The organism is Paucibacter soli (assembly GCF_037482845.1).
GTDB lineage: Bacteria > Pseudomonadota > Gammaproteobacteria > Burkholderiales > Burkholderiaceae_C > Paucibacter_B > Paucibacter_B soli.
Genome location: NZ_JBBHJW010000001.1, coordinates 154,343 through 172,509 on the forward strand (window position 1 = coordinate 154,343; position 18,167 = coordinate 172,509).

19 protein-coding genes and 1 pseudogene are annotated in these 18,167 nt (G+C 63.9%); 4 read left to right on the forward strand and 16 right to left on the reverse strand.

All coding sequences use genetic code 11. The features are described 5' to 3' along the window. Positions 1-88: 88 nt before the first annotated feature. Both zapD and WG898_RS00755 read left to right on the forward strand, forming a co-directional pair. The gene (gene zapD, locus WG898_RS00750) at positions 89-844 is read left to right on the forward strand and encodes a cell division protein ZapD (protein WP_339601598.1); all 756 of its coding nucleotides are present in this window, start codon (positions 89-91) and stop codon (positions 842-844) included. 11 nt (positions 845-855) lie between these two features. Beyond that, positions 856-1,053: a DNA gyrase inhibitor YacG gene (locus tag WG898_RS00755; protein ID WP_339600870.1), complete on the forward strand. Its 198-nt coding sequence runs from the start codon at positions 856-858 to the stop codon at positions 1,051-1,053. Here the strand turns inward: WG898_RS00755 and WG898_RS00760 are convergent. Genes WG898_RS00760 through tal form a run of 3 tightly spaced genes read right to left on the reverse strand, consistent with a single transcriptional unit; the run spans position 1,050 to position 4,242 of the window. Further along, the gene (locus tag WG898_RS00760; protein ID WP_339600871.1) at positions 1,050-1,673 is read right to left on the reverse strand and encodes an HAD family hydrolase; all 624 of its coding nucleotides are present in this window, start codon (positions 1,671-1,673) and stop codon (positions 1,050-1,052) included. The genes WG898_RS00755 and WG898_RS00760 overlap by 4 nt on opposite strands. Next, positions 1,670-3,292, reverse strand: coding sequence for a glucose-6-phosphate isomerase (gene pgi / locus WG898_RS00765; RefSeq protein WP_339600872.1), 1,623 nt, complete (start codon positions 3,290-3,292; stop codon positions 1,670-1,672). The genes WG898_RS00760 and pgi overlap by 4 nt, the downstream gene beginning before the upstream one ends. Then, the gene (gene tal, locus WG898_RS00770; protein ID WP_339600873.1) at positions 3,292-4,242 is read right to left on the reverse strand and encodes a transaldolase; all 951 of its coding nucleotides are present in this window, start codon (positions 4,240-4,242) and stop codon (positions 3,292-3,294) included. Before tal ends, pgi begins: the two co-directional genes overlap by 1 nt. A 221-nt stretch (positions 4,243-4,463) precedes the next feature. Here tal and zwf point away from each other — a divergent pair, with 221 nt between their 5' ends. Together zwf and WG898_RS00780 are read left to right on the forward strand one after the other, a co-directional pair. After that, positions 4,464-5,909 (forward strand): glucose-6-phosphate dehydrogenase, encoded by a 1,446-nt coding sequence (zwf, locus tag WG898_RS00775; protein ID WP_339600874.1) that lies wholly within the window; start codon positions 4,464-4,466, stop codon positions 5,907-5,909. Between the two features lie 2 nt (positions 5,910-5,911). Then, positions 5,912-6,772, forward strand: a complete 861-nt coding sequence (locus WG898_RS00780) for a MurR/RpiR family transcriptional regulator (RefSeq protein WP_285230913.1) — start codon at positions 5,912-5,914, stop codon at positions 6,770-6,772. Between the two features lie 8 nt (positions 6,773-6,780). On the opposite strand, the gene WG898_RS00785 is transcribed toward WG898_RS00780, so the two are convergent. From WG898_RS00785 to WG898_RS00840, 13 genes and pseudogenes are all read right to left on the reverse strand, one after another. Further along, complete coding sequence (locus tag WG898_RS00785) at positions 6,781-7,089, reverse strand: STAS domain-containing protein (RefSeq protein ID WP_339600875.1); 309 nt, start codon at positions 7,087-7,089, stop codon at positions 6,781-6,783. A gap of 15 nt (positions 7,090-7,104) precedes the next feature. Further along, complete coding sequence (locus WG898_RS00790; RefSeq protein WP_444718892.1) at positions 7,105-7,743, reverse strand: MlaC/ttg2D family ABC transporter substrate-binding protein; 639 nt, start codon at positions 7,741-7,743, stop codon at positions 7,105-7,107. 63 nt (positions 7,744-7,806) lie between these two features. Continuing rightward, the gene (locus tag WG898_RS00795) at positions 7,807-8,586 is read right to left on the reverse strand and encodes an MlaA family lipoprotein (protein ID WP_339600876.1); all 780 of its coding nucleotides are present in this window, start codon (positions 8,584-8,586) and stop codon (positions 7,807-7,809) included. Beyond that, on the reverse strand, positions 8,583-9,062 hold the full coding sequence (mlaD, locus tag WG898_RS00800) for an outer membrane lipid asymmetry maintenance protein MlaD (RefSeq protein ID WP_339600877.1): 480 nt from the start codon (positions 9,060-9,062) through the stop codon (positions 8,583-8,585). The genes WG898_RS00795 and mlaD overlap by 4 nt, the downstream gene beginning before the upstream one ends. 30 nt (positions 9,063-9,092) lie before the next feature. Continuing rightward, positions 9,093-9,881: a lipid asymmetry maintenance ABC transporter permease subunit MlaE gene (gene mlaE, locus WG898_RS00805; RefSeq protein ID WP_339600878.1), complete on the reverse strand. Its 789-nt coding sequence runs from the start codon at positions 9,879-9,881 to the stop codon at positions 9,093-9,095. Next, the gene (locus WG898_RS00810; protein WP_339600879.1) at positions 9,878-10,714 is read right to left on the reverse strand and encodes an ABC transporter ATP-binding protein; all 837 of its coding nucleotides are present in this window, start codon (positions 10,712-10,714) and stop codon (positions 9,878-9,880) included. Before WG898_RS00810 ends, mlaE begins: the two co-directional genes overlap by 4 nt. A gap of 123 nt (positions 10,715-10,837) precedes the next feature. Continuing rightward, positions 10,838-14,386, reverse strand: coding sequence for a pilus assembly protein (locus tag WG898_RS00815; RefSeq protein WP_339600880.1), 3,549 nt, complete (start codon positions 14,384-14,386; stop codon positions 10,838-10,840). Positions 14,387-14,444: 58 nt separating this feature from the next. After that, positions 14,445-15,110 carry a pilus assembly PilX family protein gene (locus WG898_RS00820; RefSeq protein ID WP_339600881.1) on the reverse strand — a complete coding sequence of 222 codons (666 nt, stop codon included), beginning with the start codon at positions 15,108-15,110 and terminating at the stop codon, positions 14,445-14,447. Between the two features lie 36 nt (positions 15,111-15,146). Then, a complete protein-coding gene (locus tag WG898_RS00825; RefSeq protein ID WP_339600882.1) occupies positions 15,147-16,343 on the reverse strand; it encodes a PilW family protein in 1,197 nt (398 codons plus the stop codon). Continuing rightward, positions 16,343-16,711 carry a type IV pilus modification PilV family protein gene (locus WG898_RS00830; RefSeq protein ID WP_339600883.1) on the reverse strand — a complete coding sequence of 123 codons (369 nt, stop codon included), beginning with the start codon at positions 16,709-16,711 and terminating at the stop codon, positions 16,343-16,345. Before WG898_RS00830 ends, WG898_RS00825 begins: the two co-directional genes overlap by 1 nt. An 85-nt stretch (positions 16,712-16,796) precedes the next feature. After that, complete coding sequence (locus WG898_RS00835; RefSeq protein ID WP_339600884.1) at positions 16,797-17,312, reverse strand: GspH/FimT family protein; 516 nt, start codon at positions 17,310-17,312, stop codon at positions 16,797-16,799. Between the two features lie 6 nt (positions 17,313-17,318). Then, positions 17,319-17,414 (reverse strand): annotated as a pseudogene (locus tag WG898_RS25270) (prepilin-type N-terminal cleavage/methylation domain-containing protein); the annotation flags it as partial. Beyond that, positions 17,414-17,899, reverse strand: coding sequence for a type IV pilin protein (locus tag WG898_RS00840; protein WP_339600885.1), 486 nt, complete (start codon positions 17,897-17,899; stop codon positions 17,414-17,416). The gene WG898_RS00840 and the pseudogene WG898_RS25270, both read right to left, overlap by 1 nt. Between the last annotated feature and the right edge of the window lie 268 nt (positions 17,900-18,167).

Here is an 18,167-nt window from a genome sequence, read left to right on the forward strand (position 1 = left end):
CGCGCGGCTGTGAAACAATCGCCCCATCGGGCCAAGAGGCGCAATGGGCGCCTCTAGCCACAACGCAGATCGACGAGGAATGGCCGCCTTGGTCCTATACGAATACCCGTTCAACGAAAGCATCCGCACGATGCTGCGGCTGGAACATCTCTTCGATCGCCTGGGGCAGTTGATCGCGCGCGAGACGGCACTGGACCATCACTTCGCACTCGTCACGATCTTCGAGATCATGGATGTGGCCTCGCGCGCCGACCTGAAGTCCGATCTGCTCAAGGAGTTGGAGCGGCACAAGGCCCAGCTCAATGGCTACCGCGGCAACCCGGCAATCGCTGAGAGCGTGCTCGACGAGGTGATCGCCCGCATCGACCGCGCCTTTGCCAATCTGAACCAGCTCTCCGGCAAGGCCGGCCATGCCCTCACCACCAACGAGTGGCTGATGAGCATACGCAGCCGCATCAGCATCCCCGGCGGCACCTGCGAGTTCGACCTGCCGGCCTACTACACCTGGCAGCAGTTCCTGCCGGCGCGCCGCCGCAACGACCTGATTCAATGGACGCAGTCCCTGATGCCGCTGGCCGAAGCCCTGCAGGTGCTGCTGGGCCTGCTGCGCGACTCCGGCGCTCCGCACAAAGTGGCGGCGCAGGCCGGCCAGTTCCAGCAAAGCCTGCCCCAGGGGCGCAGCTACCACCTGCTGCGGATGCGCATCGACCCCAGCCTGGGCCTGATCCCAGAGATCAGCGGCCACCGCCTGATGATCTCGATCCGGCTGATGCGCCAGGACGAGGAGGGCCGCCTCAAGCTCGCCCAGCAGGATGCCAGCTTCGAGCTGACCCTGTGCGCCTGAGGAGCAGCGTGATGGAATCAAAAAGCGACAACAAGCCGCGCATCGTGCCCTGCCCCAGCTGCGGCGGCGACAGCGTCTTTGCGCCCAGCAACCGCTGGCGCCCCTTCTGCAGCGAGCGCTGCCGCGAACATGACCTGGGTGCCTGGGCCAGCGAATCCTTCCGCGTGCAGGCGGCACCGCCCACCGAGGACCAGGATCTACCTCACTAGGCTGCGGGAAGCAGCCCCAGGCTGAGCAACTCGGGCCGCAGCGCCGCCGCACTGGTGAAAAGCAGGGCCTGCCAGCCGCACGCCTTCGCAGCCGTGATGTTGGCGGGGTGATCGTCCAGGAACAGCAGGCTCTGCGGTGCCACGCCGAAGCGTCGCTCGGCGATGCGGTAAATTTCCTCGCGCGGCTTGGAATGCTTCACCCGCCCCGAGAACACGCCGGCTTCGAACCACTGCCACAGCGGATGCGCCCGCTCCAGATGCTCTGCATAGGGCTCGGGCATATTGGAGAGATAGAAGAGCCGATGACCGGCGGCCTTGAGCTCCTGGATCAGCGCCACCGTGCCGGGCAAGGCCTGCAGTTCGTCGGGCACCGCCGCCACCACCGCCGCCACCTCGGCCTCGGGCCAGCCGGTGCGCGCGGCGATGCGCTGCACCACCGTCGGCGCATCGATCAGCCCCTGGTCGAAGGCGCCCCAGTCGCCGCCGTAGTTCTCGAAGAAGGCCGCTGCAGCGGCCTCGCCAGCGGCCAGGTCGGGCACGCGATGCGGCCAGACGCGCGCCAGGAAACTGGGCGGGTGCCAGCGGAACACCACGCCGCCAAAGTCGAACACGATGTTCATGCGCGCAACTTCTGCAGCAGCCCCGCGGTCGAAGCATCAAGCCCTGTCACATCACCGCTGCCCAGGCGCGGCAACAGGCTGCTGCACAGGGCCTTGCCCAACTCGACGCCCCATTGGTCGAAGCTGTTGATGCCCCACAGCGCGCCGCTCACGAACACGCGGTGCTCGTAGAGCGCGATCAGCGCGCCCAGCGAACGCGGCTCGAGTGTCTCCAGCAGCAAGGTGGTGCTGGGTCGGTTACCCGGGAAGCTGCGATGGCGCGCCACCGTCAGCACGCCGAGTGACTTGGACGCCGTGGGCGCACGCTCGTGCAGCGCCTCCTCGACCGACTTGCCCTGCATCAGCGCCTGCGACTGCGCCAGGCAGTTGGCCAGCAGTTTCACATGCTGGTCGGCCAGGCGCTCGGCCAGCTCGCCCGTCACATGGGGCCCGTGCGTAGGCGCCTTCACCGCGATGAACTCGACCGGGATGACGTCCGTGCCCTGGTGCAGCATCTGAAAGTAGGCATGCTGGCCATTGGTGCCGGCCTCGCCCCAGACCACCGGGCTGGTGCCATAGGGCAAGGCCTGACCCTCGCGGTCCACGCCCTTGCCGTTGCTCTCCATCTCAAGCTGCTGCAGATAGGCAGGCAGGCGCCTCAGACCCTGGTGATAAGGCGCCACGCTGCGGCTCGTGAAACCGTGGAAGTTGCGATACCAGATGTCGAGCAGACCCAGCAGCACCGGCAGGTTCTGGCGCAGCGGCACGGCACGGAAATGCTCATCCATGGCCCAGGCGCCGGCCAGCAGGGCGCGGAAGTTCTCGCCCCCGATGGCAATCGCGATCGGCAGACCGATCACCGACCAGAGCGAGTAGCGCCCGCCCACCCAGTCCCAGAAACCGAAGGTGGTATGGATGCCAAACTCGGCCGCAGCCGCGGTATTGCTGCTGGTGGCCACGAAATGGCGGCCGACGTCGCTGCCGCCCGCGGCCAGGAACCAGGCCTTGGCCGCCAGCGCATTCGCCAGCGTCTCCTGGGTCGTGAAGGTCTTGGAGGCGATCACGAACAGGGTGCGCGCGGGATCCAGCTCGCGCAGCACCGGGGCCAGGTCATGCCCGTCCACATTGGAAACGAAGTGCAGGCGCAGGCCCGGCTTGGCAAAGGCCTGCAGGGCCTGCACCACCATGGCGGGGCCGAGGTCGCTGCCGCCGATGCCGATGTGCACCACGTCGCGGATGCCGCTGTCCGCGGCGCGCACGCACTCCGCGAAGGCCAGCATGCGCGCGAGCGAGGCCTGCACCTCGTCGCTGAAGGGCGCCGCGCCGGCGGGTGCGCGCAGCGCCGTGTGCAGCACGGCGCGCCCCTCGGTGTGGTTGATGGGCTCGCCCTTGAACATCGCCTCGCGTTGTGCGCCCAGCTGGCAGCCCTCGGCCAGTTGCACCAGCAGGTCCAGGGTGGCCGCCTCGATGCGGTTCTTGGACAGGTCGGCAAACACCTCGGGCGCCTGTACGGACCACTGCGCAAAACGCTCCGGGTCAGCGGCAAAGGCCGCGCGCAGATCGAACTGCGCGCCGCTGCGTCGGTAGTGGTCTTGCAGAGCGGCCCAGGCCGGGCTCTGGTCACAACGCGGATAGGACATCAGAGGCTTTCTATGAGCTGATCCAACTTGCCGGCATCCACGGCAAACAGGCGGATGCCCTCGGCCAGCTTCTCGGTGGCCATGGCATCCTGGTTGAGGGCGTAGCGGAATCCCGCTTCGTCGTAGGAGACTTTGGGCAGCTCGGCGCGGCGCGCGGCTTCGGCATCGAGCGCGCGCGTCAGCGGCGCCTCGCTGGCCTGCAACTGGGCCAGCAGGTCGGGGCTGATGGTGAGCAGATCGCAACCCGCCAAGGCCTGGATCTGGCCGATATTGCGGAAGCTGGCGCCCATCACCTCGGTGGCGACGCCATGCTTCTTGTAGTAGGCGTAGATCTGCGCCACCGATTGCACGCCGGGATCGTTCGCGCCAGCCTTGGCGGCCTCGTCCCAGGCGCTGCCGGCGCTCTTCTTGTACCAGTCGTAGATGCGGCCGACAAAGGGCGAGATCAGCTGCACGCCGGCCTCACCACAGGCCACCGCCTGGCAGAAGGCGAACAGCAAGGTCAGGTTGCAATGGATGCCTTCCCGCTCCAACACGCGCGCCGCCTGAATGCCCTCCCAGGTGGAAGCGATCTTGATGAGCACCCGCTCGCGGCCGATGCCGGCGGCCTCGTAGAGCTTGATGAGGCGGTGCGCGCGCGCGATCGTGGCCGCGGTGTCGAAGCTCAGGCGGGCATCGACCTCGGTCGACACGCGGCCCGGCACGACCTTCAGGATCTCGAGGCCAAAGCGCACCAGCACCTGATCCACGATGGCGTCCAGCGGCTCGCCGCGATGTGCCGCCACGGTGTCCTTCAGCAGCGGCGCGTAGTCGGGCGAGAGCACGGCCTTGAGGATGAGCGAGGGATTGGTGGTCGCGTCGCGCGGCGTGAACTGCGCCAGCTGCAGGAAGTTGCCGGTGTCGGCCACCACCGTCGTAAAGCGCTTGAGTTGTTCCAGCTGATTCGTCATGGGGAAAGCCCTTGGTTTGTCCAGGCCCGTATTAGAACCGCTCCCACTGGGAGCGAGGTTACAGCGCCCGCCATCGGCACCAAGCCCTGCGCTCATGGGAACAATGCCTTGCATACCGCACCGGATTGACCTTAACAAGAAACTCGTGCATCATAAATCCAGAAACTTTGTTACATCAAGCCCGCGGGATTGAGCCCCGGGCAGCAACACAGGCAGCACGCATGTCCTTCGATCTCGTTTTCTTTGGCGGTACCGGCGATCTCACCTGGCGCAAGCTGATGCCGGCGCTGTTCCAGGCCTTCCGCCATGGCAAGCTGCCCGAGGGCGGCCGCATCCTGGCGGTGGCACGCGACGAGATGCCCGACGCGCGTTACCGCGAATGGCTGAAGGAGCGCTTCCGCGAGGTCGAGGGGCCCAAACGCCCCAGCGACGAGGAGTTCGAGAAGTTCGCCGCCCTGGTGCATTACCGACGCATGGATCTCTCGCAGCCGGCGCATTACCAGCACCTGAAGGATTGGCTGGCCGAACGCCAGGCCGACACCGTGGTGATGTACCTGGCCACCAGCCCGCATCTGTTCACGCAGATATGCGAGCAGCTCGGTGCCGCCGGCCTCAACGAGCCGCGCGTGCGCGTGGTGCTTGAAAAACCGCTGGGGCATGACCTCGCAAGTGCGCAGCAGATCAACCGCGTGGTGCGTTCGGTGTTTGCCGAAAGCCAGGCCTTCCGCATCGACCATTACCTCGGCAAGCCCTCGGTGCAGAACCTGATGGCGCTGCGCTTTGGCAATGCCTTGTTCGAGCCGCTCTGGCACCGCGAGAGCATTGCCAACATCCAGATCACGCTGGCCGAGTCGCTGGGAGTGGGCACGCGTGGCCCCTTCTACGACGGCACCGGCGCGCTGCGCGACATGATCCAGAACCATGCGCTGCAGCTGCTCACCATGATCGCGATGGAACCCCCCTCCACCGCCGACGCCGACGCGATCCGCGACGAGAAGCTCAAGGTGCTGCGCTCGCTCAAGCCCTTCACCCCCGAGACGGTGGCACGCGACGTGGTGCGCGGCCAGTACCGCGCCGGCACGGTGGACGGCAAGGCTGTGCCAGGCTATCTGGACGAGGGCAAGATACCGGCCGACAGCGACTGCGAGACCTTTGTGGCCCTGCGCACCGAGGTGCAGAACTGGCGCTGGGCCGGCGTGCCCTTTTACCTGCGCACCGGCAAGCGCCTGGCGGCGCGCGACGCGCAGATCGTCGTCAATTTCCGACCGGTGCCGCATCCGATCTTCCCGGGCTCGAACCGCGCCAACCGCCTGGTGATCAAGCTGCAACCCGAAGACGGGCTGGAGCTGCAGTTGCTGGCGGCCAAGGGTGGCGCGCATGGCGAGGCGCTGTCGCCGGTCTCGCTGGACCTGGACTTCGACAAGGCCTTCGCCGCCAACCGCGTCGGCGCCTACGAGCGCCTGCTGCTCGATGCCATCGCCGGCCGCCTGAACCTGTTTGTGCGCAGCGACGAGCAGGAGCAGGCCTGGCGCTGGGTCGAGCCCATCCTGGACGCCTGGAAGCAAGATCCCTCCAGCCTGCGCAACTATGGTGCCGGCAGCTGGGGGCCGCCCGCCGCCAGTGCCCTGGTGGCACGCGACGGCTTTGCCTGGGCCGAAGAGCAATGAGCATGCTGGAACGCGTCAAGGCGGCCCTGCCCGCCCTCCCCCCCGCCGAGCAGCGCGTGGCCAAGCTGTTGCTGAGCGATCCGCGCGCCTTTGCGAATCTGCCGGTCAGCGAGCTGGCGGATCGCTCGCATGTCAGCAAGCCCACCGTGGTGCGTTTCTGCCGCAGCGTCGGCTATGACGGCCTGGCGGACTTCAAGCTCAAGCTGGCCGGCAGCGTCAACGAGGGCGTGCCCTTTGTGCACCGCGCGGTGGATGAGGACGACAAGCCCGGCGACCTGATCGTCAAGGTGGTCGACAACGCCGTCGCGGCGCTGCTGCACTACCGCAACGACGCCGCCAGCCATGCCTTCGAGCGCGCCATTGCGGCGCTCTCCGAGGCCGGCCGCCATGGCAAGCGCATCGAGTTCTATGGCGTTGGCAACTCGGGCATCGTGGCCCAGGATGCCCAGCACAAATTCTTCCGCCTGGGTGTGCATACCATCGCCTGCAGCGATGGCCATGTGCAGCTGATGAGCGCCACCATGCTGGGGCCGGGCGATTGCGCCGTGGTGATCAGCAACTCGGGGCGCAGCCGCGATCTGCTGGACGCGGCCGAAATCGCACGCAAGAAGGGCGCCACCACCATCATCATCACGGCCAGCGGTTCACCGCTGGCGCAGATCGGGCAGGCGCCGGGTCAGGTCTTGCTGGCGGTGGATCACCCCGAAGACTACGACCGCTACAGCCCCATGGTGTCGCGTCTGCTGCACCTGATCGCGGTGGATATCCTCACCACCGGCGTGGCCCTGCGCCTGGGCCAGAACCTGCGACCCATGCTGCAGGAGATCAAGCGCAATCTGCGCAGCAAGCGCTACGCCGCATAGCGGCCTGCCTAGGCAGCCGCCGGGGGCTCGTCGGCCCACAGCAGGCTGGCCACGCCATAGACGCGCGCCAGCTCGCGCAGCTTGTTCGGCGCCGCGCTCAGTTCCAGGCTCAGGCCCTGCTGCTTCAGCAGGCGCATGGCGCTCAGCAGCAGGGTTAGCGCGGCCGAGTCGAAGTCATGCAAGGCGGCCAGGTTCAGGCGCACCGAATTGCCCGCCGCCTGGCGCACCTGGGCCTGTTCGGCACGCAGCGCAGCCTCCAGTTCACGCCAGACATCGGGCAACTCTTGCAGGCGCACGCGCGCCGGCAGTTTCAGCATGGTGTCCGGCATGCGTCAGGTCTTGGCCGTGGCGGGGGCCGCCGCCTTGGCATTGCGATCGGCCAGGGCCTTGATCAGGCCGTCGATGCCGTTGGCACCGATCTCCTGCGCGAAGCTGTTGCGGTATTGGTCGGCCAGCCAGATGCCCAGCACATTCACGTCATAGATCTGCCAGCCCTTGGGCGTCTTTTCCAGGCGGTAGTCCAGTTGGATCGGGTCGCCCTTGCCGCGGATCTCGGTGCGCACCACCACCTCGGCGTCGTCCGCGCTGGCGCGCAGCGGCTTGAGCGCCACCGATTGGTCCTTCACCTGCGTCAGCGCACCGGCATAGGTGCGGACCAGCAGGGTCTTGAACTCGTCCTGCAGGCGTTTCTGCTGGTCGGGCGTGGCCTGGCGCCAGAAGCGTCCCACCGCCGAGGCGGTCATGCGCTGGAAGTTCACATGCGGCATCACCTTGCTGTCCACCAGGCTGATCACCTTCTGCACATCGCCGCCCTGGATGGCCTTGTCGGCCTTGACGGTCTCGATGGTTTCCAGCGAGAGCTGGCGGATCAGCAGATCGGGCGCACTGTTGTCGACGGCCTGTGCCAGCAGCGGCGCGGCCATGCCCAGGCTCAGCAGGGCACGCAGCAGCAGTCGTTTCGTGATGGTCATTTCTTGTTCCCTTTGCGGTTCAGCAGGCGACGCCCTGCTCAACGCAGCGGCGGCCTGTTTGGTTCACTTGTCGGCCTGCGGGTTGACGACGGGCGCGGGTTCGGGCGCCAGCACCTCGTAGGCGTCGTCGTCCTCGATACTGCCGCGGCGCTGCAGGTAGGCGTCGCGGATGAAGGTGTATTTGTCGAGCGCGATGCCATCCAGCATTTCTCCCGCACGCAGGAAGTTGGCGCGTGCATTGATGGTCTGGATGCTGTAAATCGCCACCTTGCTGCGCCCCTCGTGGAACAGGTAGGCCGGCGAGGCCACCTTGTCGAGCGGGAATGCGAGAGAGTCGCGCACCGATGAAGGCCCCAGCAAGGGCCACACAATATAGGCGCCGGTGCCAAAACCCCAGCGCCCGAAGGTCTTGCCCAGGTCTTCGGTATTGCGTTCCAGGCCGGTCTCGCCGGCAATGTCGATCAGGCCCCCGATACCCAGGGTCGTATTGACCGCCACGCGCATGGTCTGCTGCACGCCGGCCTTGAAGCGCCCCTGCAGCATCAGGTTCACCGCCGACCAAGCGTCGGAGATATTGCCGAAGAAGTTGTCCACGGCCAGGCGCGCTGGCGCAGGCACCAGTTCGCTATAGGCGGTGGCCACCGGCTTGAGCACATGGGCATCCAGGCTCTCGTTGAAGCTGAAGACCTTGCGGTTCCAGCTCTCCCAGGGGTCCAGGCGCTGACCCTGAGGCCCCTTGCCGCGCAGCGTGGCGCAGCCCGACAGGCTCACCGCGAGCAGCAGCAGGGCCATGCCCAGCACGCGGCGCCAGGCGCCGCCCGAGCCGGATGCTGAAGCGCTCATGGCTTGGCTCCGGCCGTGCCGCTGTCGGCGGCCTTGTTGTAGAGGAACTGGCCAATCAGGTTCTCCAGCACCACGGCGGACTGGGTCTGCTTGATGACGTCGCCGGCGGCCAGCACCTTCTCGTCCGCGCCCGGCTCCAGGCCCACGTATTGGTCGCCCAGCAGGCCGGCGGTCAGGATCTTGGCCGATGAATCCTTGGGGAACTGGTAGGCGCGCTGCACCTCCATGCGCACCACGCCCAGATAGGTCTTGGCGTCGAGTTCGATGGCGGTCACGCGCCCCACCGTCACGCCCGCCGAGCGTACCGGTGCGCGCACCTTCAGGCCGCCGATATTGTCGAAACGGGCCTGCACCGTATAGGTGTCACCACCGCTCACGCTGCCCAGGTTGGCCGCCTTCAGGGCCAGGAACACCAGCCCCAGCATGCCCAGCAGCACGAACAGACCGACCATGGTCTCGATACCTTTTTTACCCATTCCCAAATACTCCCTTGCGCGACGCCGTGCTCACGGCGTCGAAAACATCAATGCGGTGAGGATGAAATCCATGCCCAGAATCCAGAGCGAGGAGATCACCACCGTGCGTGTGGTGGCATAGGCGACCCCCTCGGGGGTGGCCTCAGTTTCATGGCCCTGGTAGAGCGCCACATAGGTGCAGATCGCCCCGAACACGCTGGCCTTCACCAAGCCATTGCCCACATCACGCCAGACATCCACCTGCGTCTGCATGATGGACCAGAAGTTGCCTGCGTCCACCCCTATCAGCAGCACCGCCACCACATAGGCACCCAGGATGCCGATGGCCGAAAACAGGATGGCGAGTATGGGCATGGACAGGATGCCGCCGATCAAGCGCGGCGCCAGCACGCGCTCCTTGGTGTCGATGGCCATCAGCTCCATGGCGGCAAGTTGCTCGCCCGCCTTCATCAGGCCGATCTCGGCGGTGAGCGAGGTGCCCGCCCGGCCAGCGAACAGCAGCCCCGTCACAACCGGCCCCAGCTCGCGCACCAGGGCCAGGTTGACGATCAGGCCCAGGCTCTCGGCCGCTCCATAGGTCACCAGCGCGTAATACATCTGCAGCGCCAGCACAAAGCCCACGGCCAGGCCGGATGCCATGATGATGACGAGGGAGCGGTTGCCGATCGCATGCACCTGTGCCACCACCAGCCACAGGCGCCGCAGCGCGGCGGGCAGCGAGGTCAACAATTCGGCCAGGAAAAAGGCCGCGTGGCCCCAGCCGCGGAACTGCTCCAGCGCGATCGCACCCAGTCGGGCCAGCCAGTTCGCTGCCATCATGCGGCGCTCCCGAAATCGACGGCGATGTCCGGCGCCGGATAGTGGAACTTCACCGGGCCATCGGGCTCGCCGCGCACGAACTGGCGCGTCTCCGGGTCGGTGGAGGCCATCAGTTCAGCCGGCGTGCCGTGGGCGACGATGCGCCCGCCGGTGGCCAGCAGCACCACATAGTCGCTGATGGCCATGCACTCCGGCACGTCGTGGCTGACCACCAGCGAGGTGCAGCCGGTCACGTCGTTGAGGGTGCGAATCAGCTTGGCGGTCACGCCCATGCTGATCAGGTCCAGCCCGGCGAAGGGCTCGTCATACATGATGAGATCGGGGTCCAGCACGATGGCGCGCGCCAGCGCCACGCGCCGCGCCATGCCGCCGGACACCTCCGAGATCTTCAGCCCGGCGGCGCCGCGCAGGCCCACCGCGTTGAGCTTCATCAGCACCAGATCGCGGATCATGGGCTCGGCCAGGCGCGTGTGCTCGCGCAAGGGAAAGGCGACGTTCTCGAACACCGACAGGTCGGTGAACAGGGCGCCGAACTGGAACAGCATGCCCAGCCGACGGCGCAAGCGAAACAGCTGCGCCTTGTCGCGCACATTGATCAGTTCGCCGTCAAACAGCACGCTGCCGCTGTTGGCGGCATGCACGCCGCCGATCAAGCGCATCAAGGTCGTCTTGCCGCAACCCGACCCGCCCAGGATGGCCGTGACCTTGCCGCGCGGGAACTTGAGCGACAGATTGGAGAGGATCAACCGGCTGGCGTCATAGCCGAAGCTGACGTCGCGCAACTCGATCAGCGATTCTTCCGGGCCTGGCGTCTGGGAGGGGAAAGGGGGCATGAGCCTCTTGGCGCGGGCCTGCCCCGCTTGCAAAAGGGCACATCATAGGGGAAACACTCATCCCTGGCTTGAGGCACCCCTTGGCGGTTCGCCGCGGCTGCCGCCCCGACGAACCGCCGCCGATCAGCCGGCCAGCTCGCGCCAGCTGGTCTTGTTGGCCTTCTTCAGATAGATCTTGTTCTGTGGGACCTTCTTGTTCTCCAGGGGCTTGGTTGACCTCTGCACAAGTACTCCCTTAGATGTCTTCGTGAAACCCACGATCATCGAGTCAGCCACCTTGGTGGCTACGTCGGTTCCCGTGTTCGAACCAGTGGCGATATTCAAGTAATACAGCCACGAATAGCCGCCCCCCGCGGAACAGGAAGCAACACTTTGCGGCACATTGGATGCCGCCAGCAAGGTGCTCCCACTCATCTGCATGCCCACATTGATGCGTTCGCCCGCATCTGGGAGGTCCACGTACCAGCCGTTCTTGGCGCTCCAATCCACCGGATTGCTCTCTGCTTTCCGTACCGTGCCGCTGGTACTCAGCGCCTGCTTCACCAATTTCCCTGATCCGCGCACATCGCCTAAACCTGTAGCGGCCAGGGTGTCCTTAATGCCGTAGATTGTTTGCTGAGCCGTGCTGCTCAGATCGGGAAGTCCGAGCATCATGCCCGTGCCGACGAATACAGCCGGCGTAGTGAAGCCCTTTTGATCCACCAGGGCCAGCTCAGGGGCGGTAGTGATCGGCTGCGGCGTCGAGCCCACCTTCAGCTGAGCCAGCAACATGGCACTGTGCTTTGGGTCCACCAGTCCGTCCAGATCAAAACGCCAGACATTGCCGAGCAGGTCGCCCGCGTAGTAGCGAGACGCCGTGTAGTCATTGTTCTTGTCACCCCATGCGCGAATAGGCCCAAGTCCGCTCGGCGTGTCGGTGTCGCCTGCAGATGTGGAGAGGTCCGCAAGCAATTGGCCGCTCACTGCACTCAGCACAAACATGTGACCCTTGCCATCTCCAATGTTGTTGTATCCAGACGGGACCACCACCACCCACTCGCCCGTCTTACGCTTCACGATCAAGGGCTTGGCGACGGTGTAGCCCAGATTGGCGTCAGTGAATTCCCACAACAGCTGCGGACTGCTGGGACTAGTCACATCCATGGCGATGTAGCTCTTGCCACCGGCCCCCAAACCGAACACCATGATGGTGCGCCAGCTTCCGGCCGCACTGACGTCAGCCACCACCGGGGAGCCATCCACAAAGTAGCGATGGTCCGTAGTAAAGCTCATGTCGGCCAGCTTGTAGATGTCGCTGCGCACCGCGGTTGGGATAAAGGCCCAGAGTTCGTCGCCTGTGGACGCGTCGAAAGCATGGAGCATGCCGTCGTTCGAGCCGACATACACCACTCCCTTGCGATTGACCTGGGTATTCTTGTAGTTCAGATAGCCATCATCGGTCATCGAACTCTTGGACGCGCCAACGAAGAAGGGAGCGGAGCCAACGATGTCGCCGAGCATGGCCGCTCGTGACCGGAAGTAGCTCAGCTCGGCGCCGCGCAGGTAACTGACCAGATTGCTGCCACTGTTAGCACTCGTCTTGTCAGCGCCGGACAGGATTGCGCACTGCGACAGCTGCCCACACTTGTTGTCTACGAGGGCGCTCAATCCGTCCGCTGTCAGGTTGGCATAGGTGAACTCTCGCAGCGTCTTGCCGGCCCCTGCGTAGTAGATTTTGCGGTTCGCATTGACTTTCAAACGACTGGCAGCACTCCAGTCCGGATTGTCCTTGACGCAGTCGCCGGTGGTCATGAGCGGATTGCCGGTTTCCGTGTCGAGGCGGTAGGCACACAGATCGCCAGTCCATGCCGACGAGGTGTACTTGGCAACAAATACTTGATTGTCACCGGGTACGGGCTTGAGCGTGCTGGTCGCGGCCGCGGAGCCGGACGCGGTGATCTGCTGGATCGCGGACAACGCCGTTTTAAGACCCAAGGCAACGGCCGTGGGATCCGAAACATTGAAGAAAGTGCCGCGCCCATTGACCGCCGCATGCCAGAGGTCGTCCATCTTGATGGCGCTGCCACTGCCGCTAGACGCAGCGGGCCAGTTCTTGGTGCCCTGCTTGATGTCGTAGAAGTCGCCGGAGGTCTGTGTCTTGTAGTTCTGTGCGTACTTGAGCGTGCCGCTCTGACCCAGGCTCATCGTGTAGGTACTCAGATGTTGCCAGGTGGCGGTGTCGTCACCAAGACCCACCACATTGTTCTCGCACACGTCCACACCTGCGATCGCACCGGCACAATTGTCCAGCGAATCTTTGTCGCGCAAGTCGGTGTTGTAGTAATACATAGCCACATCGGCCAGCGAATCAGAGGAACCATTGGCGTCCGTCATCGGACGGGCAGCTGTGCCATCTTGCTGCCCCACCGAGGTGCTGTTGTCCAGCTTATAGGGGCCGTACTTCGGCGCGTTAGTCGACTCGCTGCCTGTGTTCCATGCACCATCGGTGGCGAGAATGGTGAAGTTCTTCTGGCAGGAATACTGGATCGGATCCTTCGCTGCGCTGGAACTCTGCCCTGGAGCCTTACGCGCGAAGTACTGCCCTACTTTGGCAATCGCACCACGCAAAGGCGTAGACGGCCCCGGGGTGGTCGCCTTCAAGGCTGCATAAAACTTTACCTTTTGATTGCCGTCAAAATCCCTCACATGCAAGAAACCCATGTCGGTGATGTTGCCACCGGCATCCAGTGTTTCGTCAGCCTTCTTGTTGTTGATAAGGGTGAAGCCCACGCGAAACTTGTCGTCAATATCCTTGAACGCGTAGCTCACTACAGTCTTCATCATGTCCATGCGGGTGCGGTAGTACTTCAGCCAGTTTGCATACGATTGCAGCAAGCTGGCGTTGCTGCTGGCAGCAAGGTAGACCGGCGTGAAAACCGTTGATCCGGGGCTGCTGCCGACGGCACTGAAGCATTCGTTGTAAAACGTGTTGCTCACGACACCCCCTGAGCCGTCGTAGGCATAGCCAAGTTTGGGTTGCGTGCCGCCATAGGTGTAATACGCTGGCGTCGGTGCGCCACTGCGCACCACCGCATTGCTGAGAGTGCCAGTTACGGACGCGAACGTGATGTTGATGACAAGCTCCCGCGTATTCTTGTCCCAACTAGTTACGGTGCCGGTCATCCACCGATTTGCATCGCCCGAGTCGTACACAGTTACTGACTTCCCAACTGTGTACCAGCTGCTAGAGGGTGTACCGCCCTGCGGTTTGACAGTGGGCAACGCGCCTGAGCTGATGATGGCAAAGCTGCTGGGACTCAAGCTTCGTTCCGTGCCACTTAGTCCGCTCACCTTGGTGTATGCCGTCGAAGGCGCGGCGTTGCCGTCGGTCGTTACACCATCGGCCTGAAGAGCCGGCGGATAACTCGACGCCGGATCAAATGCCAGACCATTGCATTGCGCGGCCGGAAGCGAGTAGCCAGAACCATTCGCTGCTTCGGGCAGGTAGGTATCACTCATGCTGCCCGAATCGTCCAGGTTAAACATGAGATTGGGCTTAACAGGCGCTCCAGAGGCTGTCACGAGAGGCGTCTGTGAAATGTTCGTGGTTGCGGCGTGCAGGCCCGTGCTCGCGAGCAATGCAAGACCTGCCTGCGCCATCCAGCGTGTCATCGTCTTTGGGTCGGCAATCATGGTGACTCCAATCTTCAGAACCGTTCGTCCGAGCTATCTATCGCCGTGAGGCCCAGGCTCAAAAATGCGCAAGGGTCTCGGTAAACGTCGTGGTGCCTTTGGGGCCCAAGGTTCGCGTGATCACCCTATACATGGTGGCAGGCGCCAGGTCTGCGTCCAGGCAATCTTCAAGGCAGTTATTGATGCCCTTGTTGGCACCTTCCACACTGTCAGGCAGCGGCGGCCTCGCGCATCCGCCGTTGTCGTCCACCGGCCCGGCGGCTCGGCACAGGCGTGTAATCACATAGCGAACCGAGTCCTCGCCCACCTTGGTGGCGGCAGAGGGCTGAATGCAAGCAGGCGGATTGACGTTTTGCCCCGCCACCAGGCAGCCATTGCCGTCCCAGTCCACCAGAGCCTGCACATTCGCGCTGCTAGCCGCGGCCGCGGTCGGATCCAAGGTATCCAGGCTGGTCGCGTAATAGCCCGAAGCAGGGATATCCGCTTGCAGAGTAGCGCCGTCATTAACGGCCAGTTGATCCCTGACCCAATTCAGCGCCGTCTGCGCAACCCGCCCGCCCGAGGTCAAGCCCGATTGTTTGAAGGCCAGGTTGCCCAGGGCCAACACACTTGTATCGACTGAACGTATCAGGGCCACGGCCCCAAGCGTCAGCGCCACCAGTGCAAGCATCGCGAAAACAAGCGTCACGCCGCGTTGCGCGTGTAGAAGCAGCCGCTTCGACATGTTTGAGTCCTTGTTCATCTGTTCTGTGGCGCTACATCAACTGGCTACCGGGAGTCGCGATTTCCAGCGCTGATTGCGCAGTGGCACCAAGGTATCGAACACGCGATAGCGGTAATGTTTCCAATCCGGGTCCGCATCCACGCTTAGCACGATGCACCGGCTAGTGCCGCAAGGCTTTGCGCCAACCACGGCACCCGAGGCTCCGACGTCCCAGCTGGGATCGGTCTTGCTAACCTCTTCGCGTTCATACTGGGCACTGCGCGCCACCACGGCCATGCGGATAGAAATGACCTGCAGCCATTCGGCCTGGTTGGTGGGCAACACGGTGTCATAGGTGTCCACCGCACCATCAGCATCGGTGTCCTTGCCATAGAAGGCCTTCAGCATCACGATACCGCCCTGCAATTCGGTCACCGTGCGTGTCATGTTTTGCGCGTTCAGTTGGCTCAAGGTCAGGCGTTGGTTGGCATCGGCCGTGTAAATGCGATCGATGAATTGCCCCATATTGACCAAGAAGCTGCCGGTCGCATTGGCGGGCGCGCAGGAGCCGGGAGTAACGGGCACCGGCGGTATGCAGGGCTCCTGGGTCGTTAGAGTTGGGAAGCCAGCCGAGTTCCAGGGCGCGCCATTGGCGCGCTGCACAGTTTGCGCAGTCACGCCGGTGGCCTGGAACAGTTGGCAATTCAGGCCCGCATTGGCAACGGCCACAATCAAGTCGCCCGCCAGCGTTCCCATCGACGACTTGACGGGGTAGGCCACGGCTCCCGCCGCGTACTGAGGCGCGATGGTGCGCATCGGGACCGAATAGCCGATCTGGTTGGCGCCGCCGTTTGCCTGGACAAGTTTGGAGCTTGCCACCACCCGAATTTGATCGCTCACGCCTGGCCCGCCTGCCGTAATGATGACTGGTGCCAACACCGGCGGCAACGCAGCAGTCACTGCGCCGTTGAAGCGCGCATCCAGCGTGCAACCCACAGCGGAGGCCTCGCTGGCATAGCCGTACCCGGCAATCGCAACGTCGCGCTGCAGGGCGTAAAGCGCCAGTTGCCCGCTGACAAGGGCATCCCCCCCCTCGGTCGTGCCACGTCGCTGCCCTTCGGCAGCACTCAGCACAGTGGCGATCACCAGCGTGCAGAGCAAGCCGATCAGCACACCAACCATCAACTCCAGCAGGGTGAAACCTTGTTGGCAACGCTGTGCGGAAGCCCGAATGAGTCCATGCCTGCAGCTCATCACGCCCCTCCGTCCGGTGCCACCGTGGCCCGCATCTCAAATCGACTACTACCTTCGCCTGGGCGAGTCCACGTGATCAGGATCCGGATCTCGCTGTTTACGCCATCCCACTCCAAGGTCTTTTCCGCGCTGGGTAGGAACCCCTTGAGCTTCGCATCCCAGTCAGCGCAGCTCACGTTGTCTGCGCATTTCGCCGTCGTGTAGGAGGAGAGGTTGGCTGGCGCATCAGCCCACATGCGGCCCACCAACTCGTAAGCGAGATTTGCCGCCTCTGCACGGTACTTGGTATTGGCCTGCGCCTTGGTCATATTGGCCTGCAATCCAACGATGCCGAGCACGCCAAACGCGAAGATAAGGATGCCGACCATGGCCTCCAGGATCGCAATGCCGCGAACCTGGTTGCGCGGCTTGGGCCAGCAAGGGTGTCGATCTAGGCATCTCATAGACACTCCTTCAGCACCGGCGCGGGTCGTCAGCGCCCACACCCGGATCACACAAGCGCACCGCGCCGCCTACATCAATGGTGACGCGCAAAGAGCGCCCACCCTTCGCATGCTCGATATCGATGCGAGTAGCCGAACCCGGTGCGGGTGAAACCTGTCCCAGGCTGGTGAAGCTGACGTGGTCGGCGGCATCGCCGTTTGCATCAGTGGCGGACACCTTGACCGCGTTCGCCCCGTCGGAAGATGCCCAGCGCTCTACCAGAAGCGGCAGTGCGGTCGCCGAGGGCGATGCCGCACATTTGCCACCCGGATCCATGCCACTCACCACCCAGGAGGTGCCGTTACTGTCGAGCGCACAGGCGTTCGTCAGGTTCTTTCCGGTCGGGTCCGTGACCAGCCAGAGGCTCATGCTGGTATTGCGGCGCAGCGCCTCCATGCGCGCACGCTCAATGCCGGCCTTGATGGACTCGCCAGAGTTACGCACCGATATGCCGCGCACCCAATTCGTCACCTCCGGCAGCATCATGTATAGCGTTATGCCAAGTATGCTGAGCGCCACCATCAATTCAATCAGAGTCACACCGCGCCTGCGAAGCGCGCAAGCATCACGGCGTTTGGGCGTAGCCATCAGCACTCGTCCCCGCGCATCACCCAGCAGGCCTTGTCCACCTTGTTGCCTTCAAAGGTAATGGTGACCCTGTTGTTGTTCTGGTCCAGGCTGTAGCTATAGCCCACTGTCTGGCCTGCGTTGCCGGTGGCCGTGATCAAATAGCCCTGCCCGTTGTCGGTCAGTACGCATTTGAAACCGAAGTGCTGAGCACCGATAGGTGTGAAACTAGCCCAGGGTGGCGAGTTCGCACCATCCGCGCAGGCTGCGGTGCCGTAATTCCGGTTGTCCTGATAGAACTGCTCCATCTTGATTCTGAAGTCCGATAGGCCGGTCATGGACTCCGGCAACTGTCCACGGCGCACGTAGCTTCGATAGCTTGGCAAGGCAACCGCAGCCAGAATGGCGACGATGGCCACCACGATCATCACCTCGATGAGCGTGAAGCCGCGCGCCGGAAGCCGAAGGCAGCGTTGCTGGATGCAAAGTGAAGGCTTGATCGTCATGGTGTTGGTTCCGTGCGTGGGTACAGGCTTTGCCGCTTGCCTTGCTTGCATGGCATGTTGCTATGGAGGCCATTGTGGGCAGCATGCGATCTCAGGGTCGTGCCAAAGTTCACACTTCGTCTAGCAGTCGAGACAAGCGGGACGGCCCCTGCGACGAGTGGCGGCCAGGCGTAACAGACTGCTAACAAGTCAAGGGTGACCGCGCATCTTCGCGCCCGCCGCCCGGCGCTGAAGCAATGAAAAAGCCACCCGAAGGTGGCTTCTTTGA

Coding starts and splice junctions, on each gene's coding strand:
- WG898_RS00755 (WP_339600870.1), top strand. CDS start 856: ATGGAATCAAAAAGCGACAACAAGCCGCGCATCGTGCCCTGCCCCAGC.
- WG898_RS00760 (WP_339600871.1), bottom strand. CDS start 1,673: ATGAACATCGTGTTCGACTTTGGCGGCGTGGTGTTCCGCTGGCACCCG.
- pgi (WP_339600872.1), bottom strand. CDS start 3,292: ATGTCCTATCCGCGTTGTGACCAGAGCCCGGCCTGGGCCGCTCTGCAA.
- tal (WP_339600873.1), bottom strand. CDS start 4,242: ATGACGAATCAGCTGGAACAACTCAAGCGCTTTACGACGGTGGTGGCC.
- zwf (WP_339600874.1), top strand. CDS start 4,464: ATGTCCTTCGATCTCGTTTTCTTTGGCGGTACCGGCGATCTCACCTGG.
- WG898_RS00780 (WP_285230913.1), top strand. CDS start 5,912: ATGCTGGAACGCGTCAAGGCGGCCCTGCCCGCCCTCCCCCCCGCCGAG.
- WG898_RS00785 (WP_339600875.1), bottom strand. CDS start 7,089: ATGCTGAAACTGCCGGCGCGCGTGCGCCTGCAAGAGTTGCCCGATGTC.
- WG898_RS00790 (WP_444718892.1), bottom strand. CDS start 7,743: ATGACCATCACGAAACGACTGCTGCTGCGTGCCCTGCTGAGCCTGGGC.
- WG898_RS00795 (WP_339600876.1), bottom strand. CDS start 8,586: ATGAGCGCTTCAGCATCCGGCTCGGGCGGCGCCTGGCGCCGCGTGCTG.
- mlaD (WP_339600877.1), bottom strand. CDS start 9,062: ATGGGTAAAAAAGGTATCGAGACCATGGTCGGTCTGTTCGTGCTGCTG.
- mlaE (WP_339600878.1), bottom strand. CDS start 9,881: ATGATGGCAGCGAACTGGCTGGCCCGACTGGGTGCGATCGCGCTGGAG.
- WG898_RS00810 (WP_339600879.1), bottom strand. CDS start 10,714: ATGCCCCCTTTCCCCTCCCAGACGCCAGGCCCGGAAGAATCGCTGATC.
- WG898_RS00815 (WP_339600880.1), bottom strand. CDS start 14,386: ATGATTGCCGACCCAAAGACGATGACACGCTGGATGGCGCAGGCAGGT.
- WG898_RS00820 (WP_339600881.1), bottom strand. CDS start 15,110: ATGTCGAAGCGGCTGCTTCTACACGCGCAACGCGGCGTGACGCTTGTT.
- WG898_RS00825 (WP_339600882.1), bottom strand. CDS start 16,343: ATGAGCTGCAGGCATGGACTCATTCGGGCTTCCGCACAGCGTTGCCAA.
- WG898_RS00830 (WP_339600883.1), bottom strand. CDS start 16,711: ATGGTCGGCATCCTTATCTTCGCGTTTGGCGTGCTCGGCATCGTTGGA.
- WG898_RS00835 (WP_339600884.1), bottom strand. CDS start 17,312: ATGATGCTGCCGGAGGTGACGAATTGGGTGCGCGGCATATCGGTGCGT.
- WG898_RS00840 (WP_339600885.1), bottom strand. CDS start 17,899: ATGACGATCAAGCCTTCACTTTGCATCCAGCAACGCTGCCTTCGGCTT.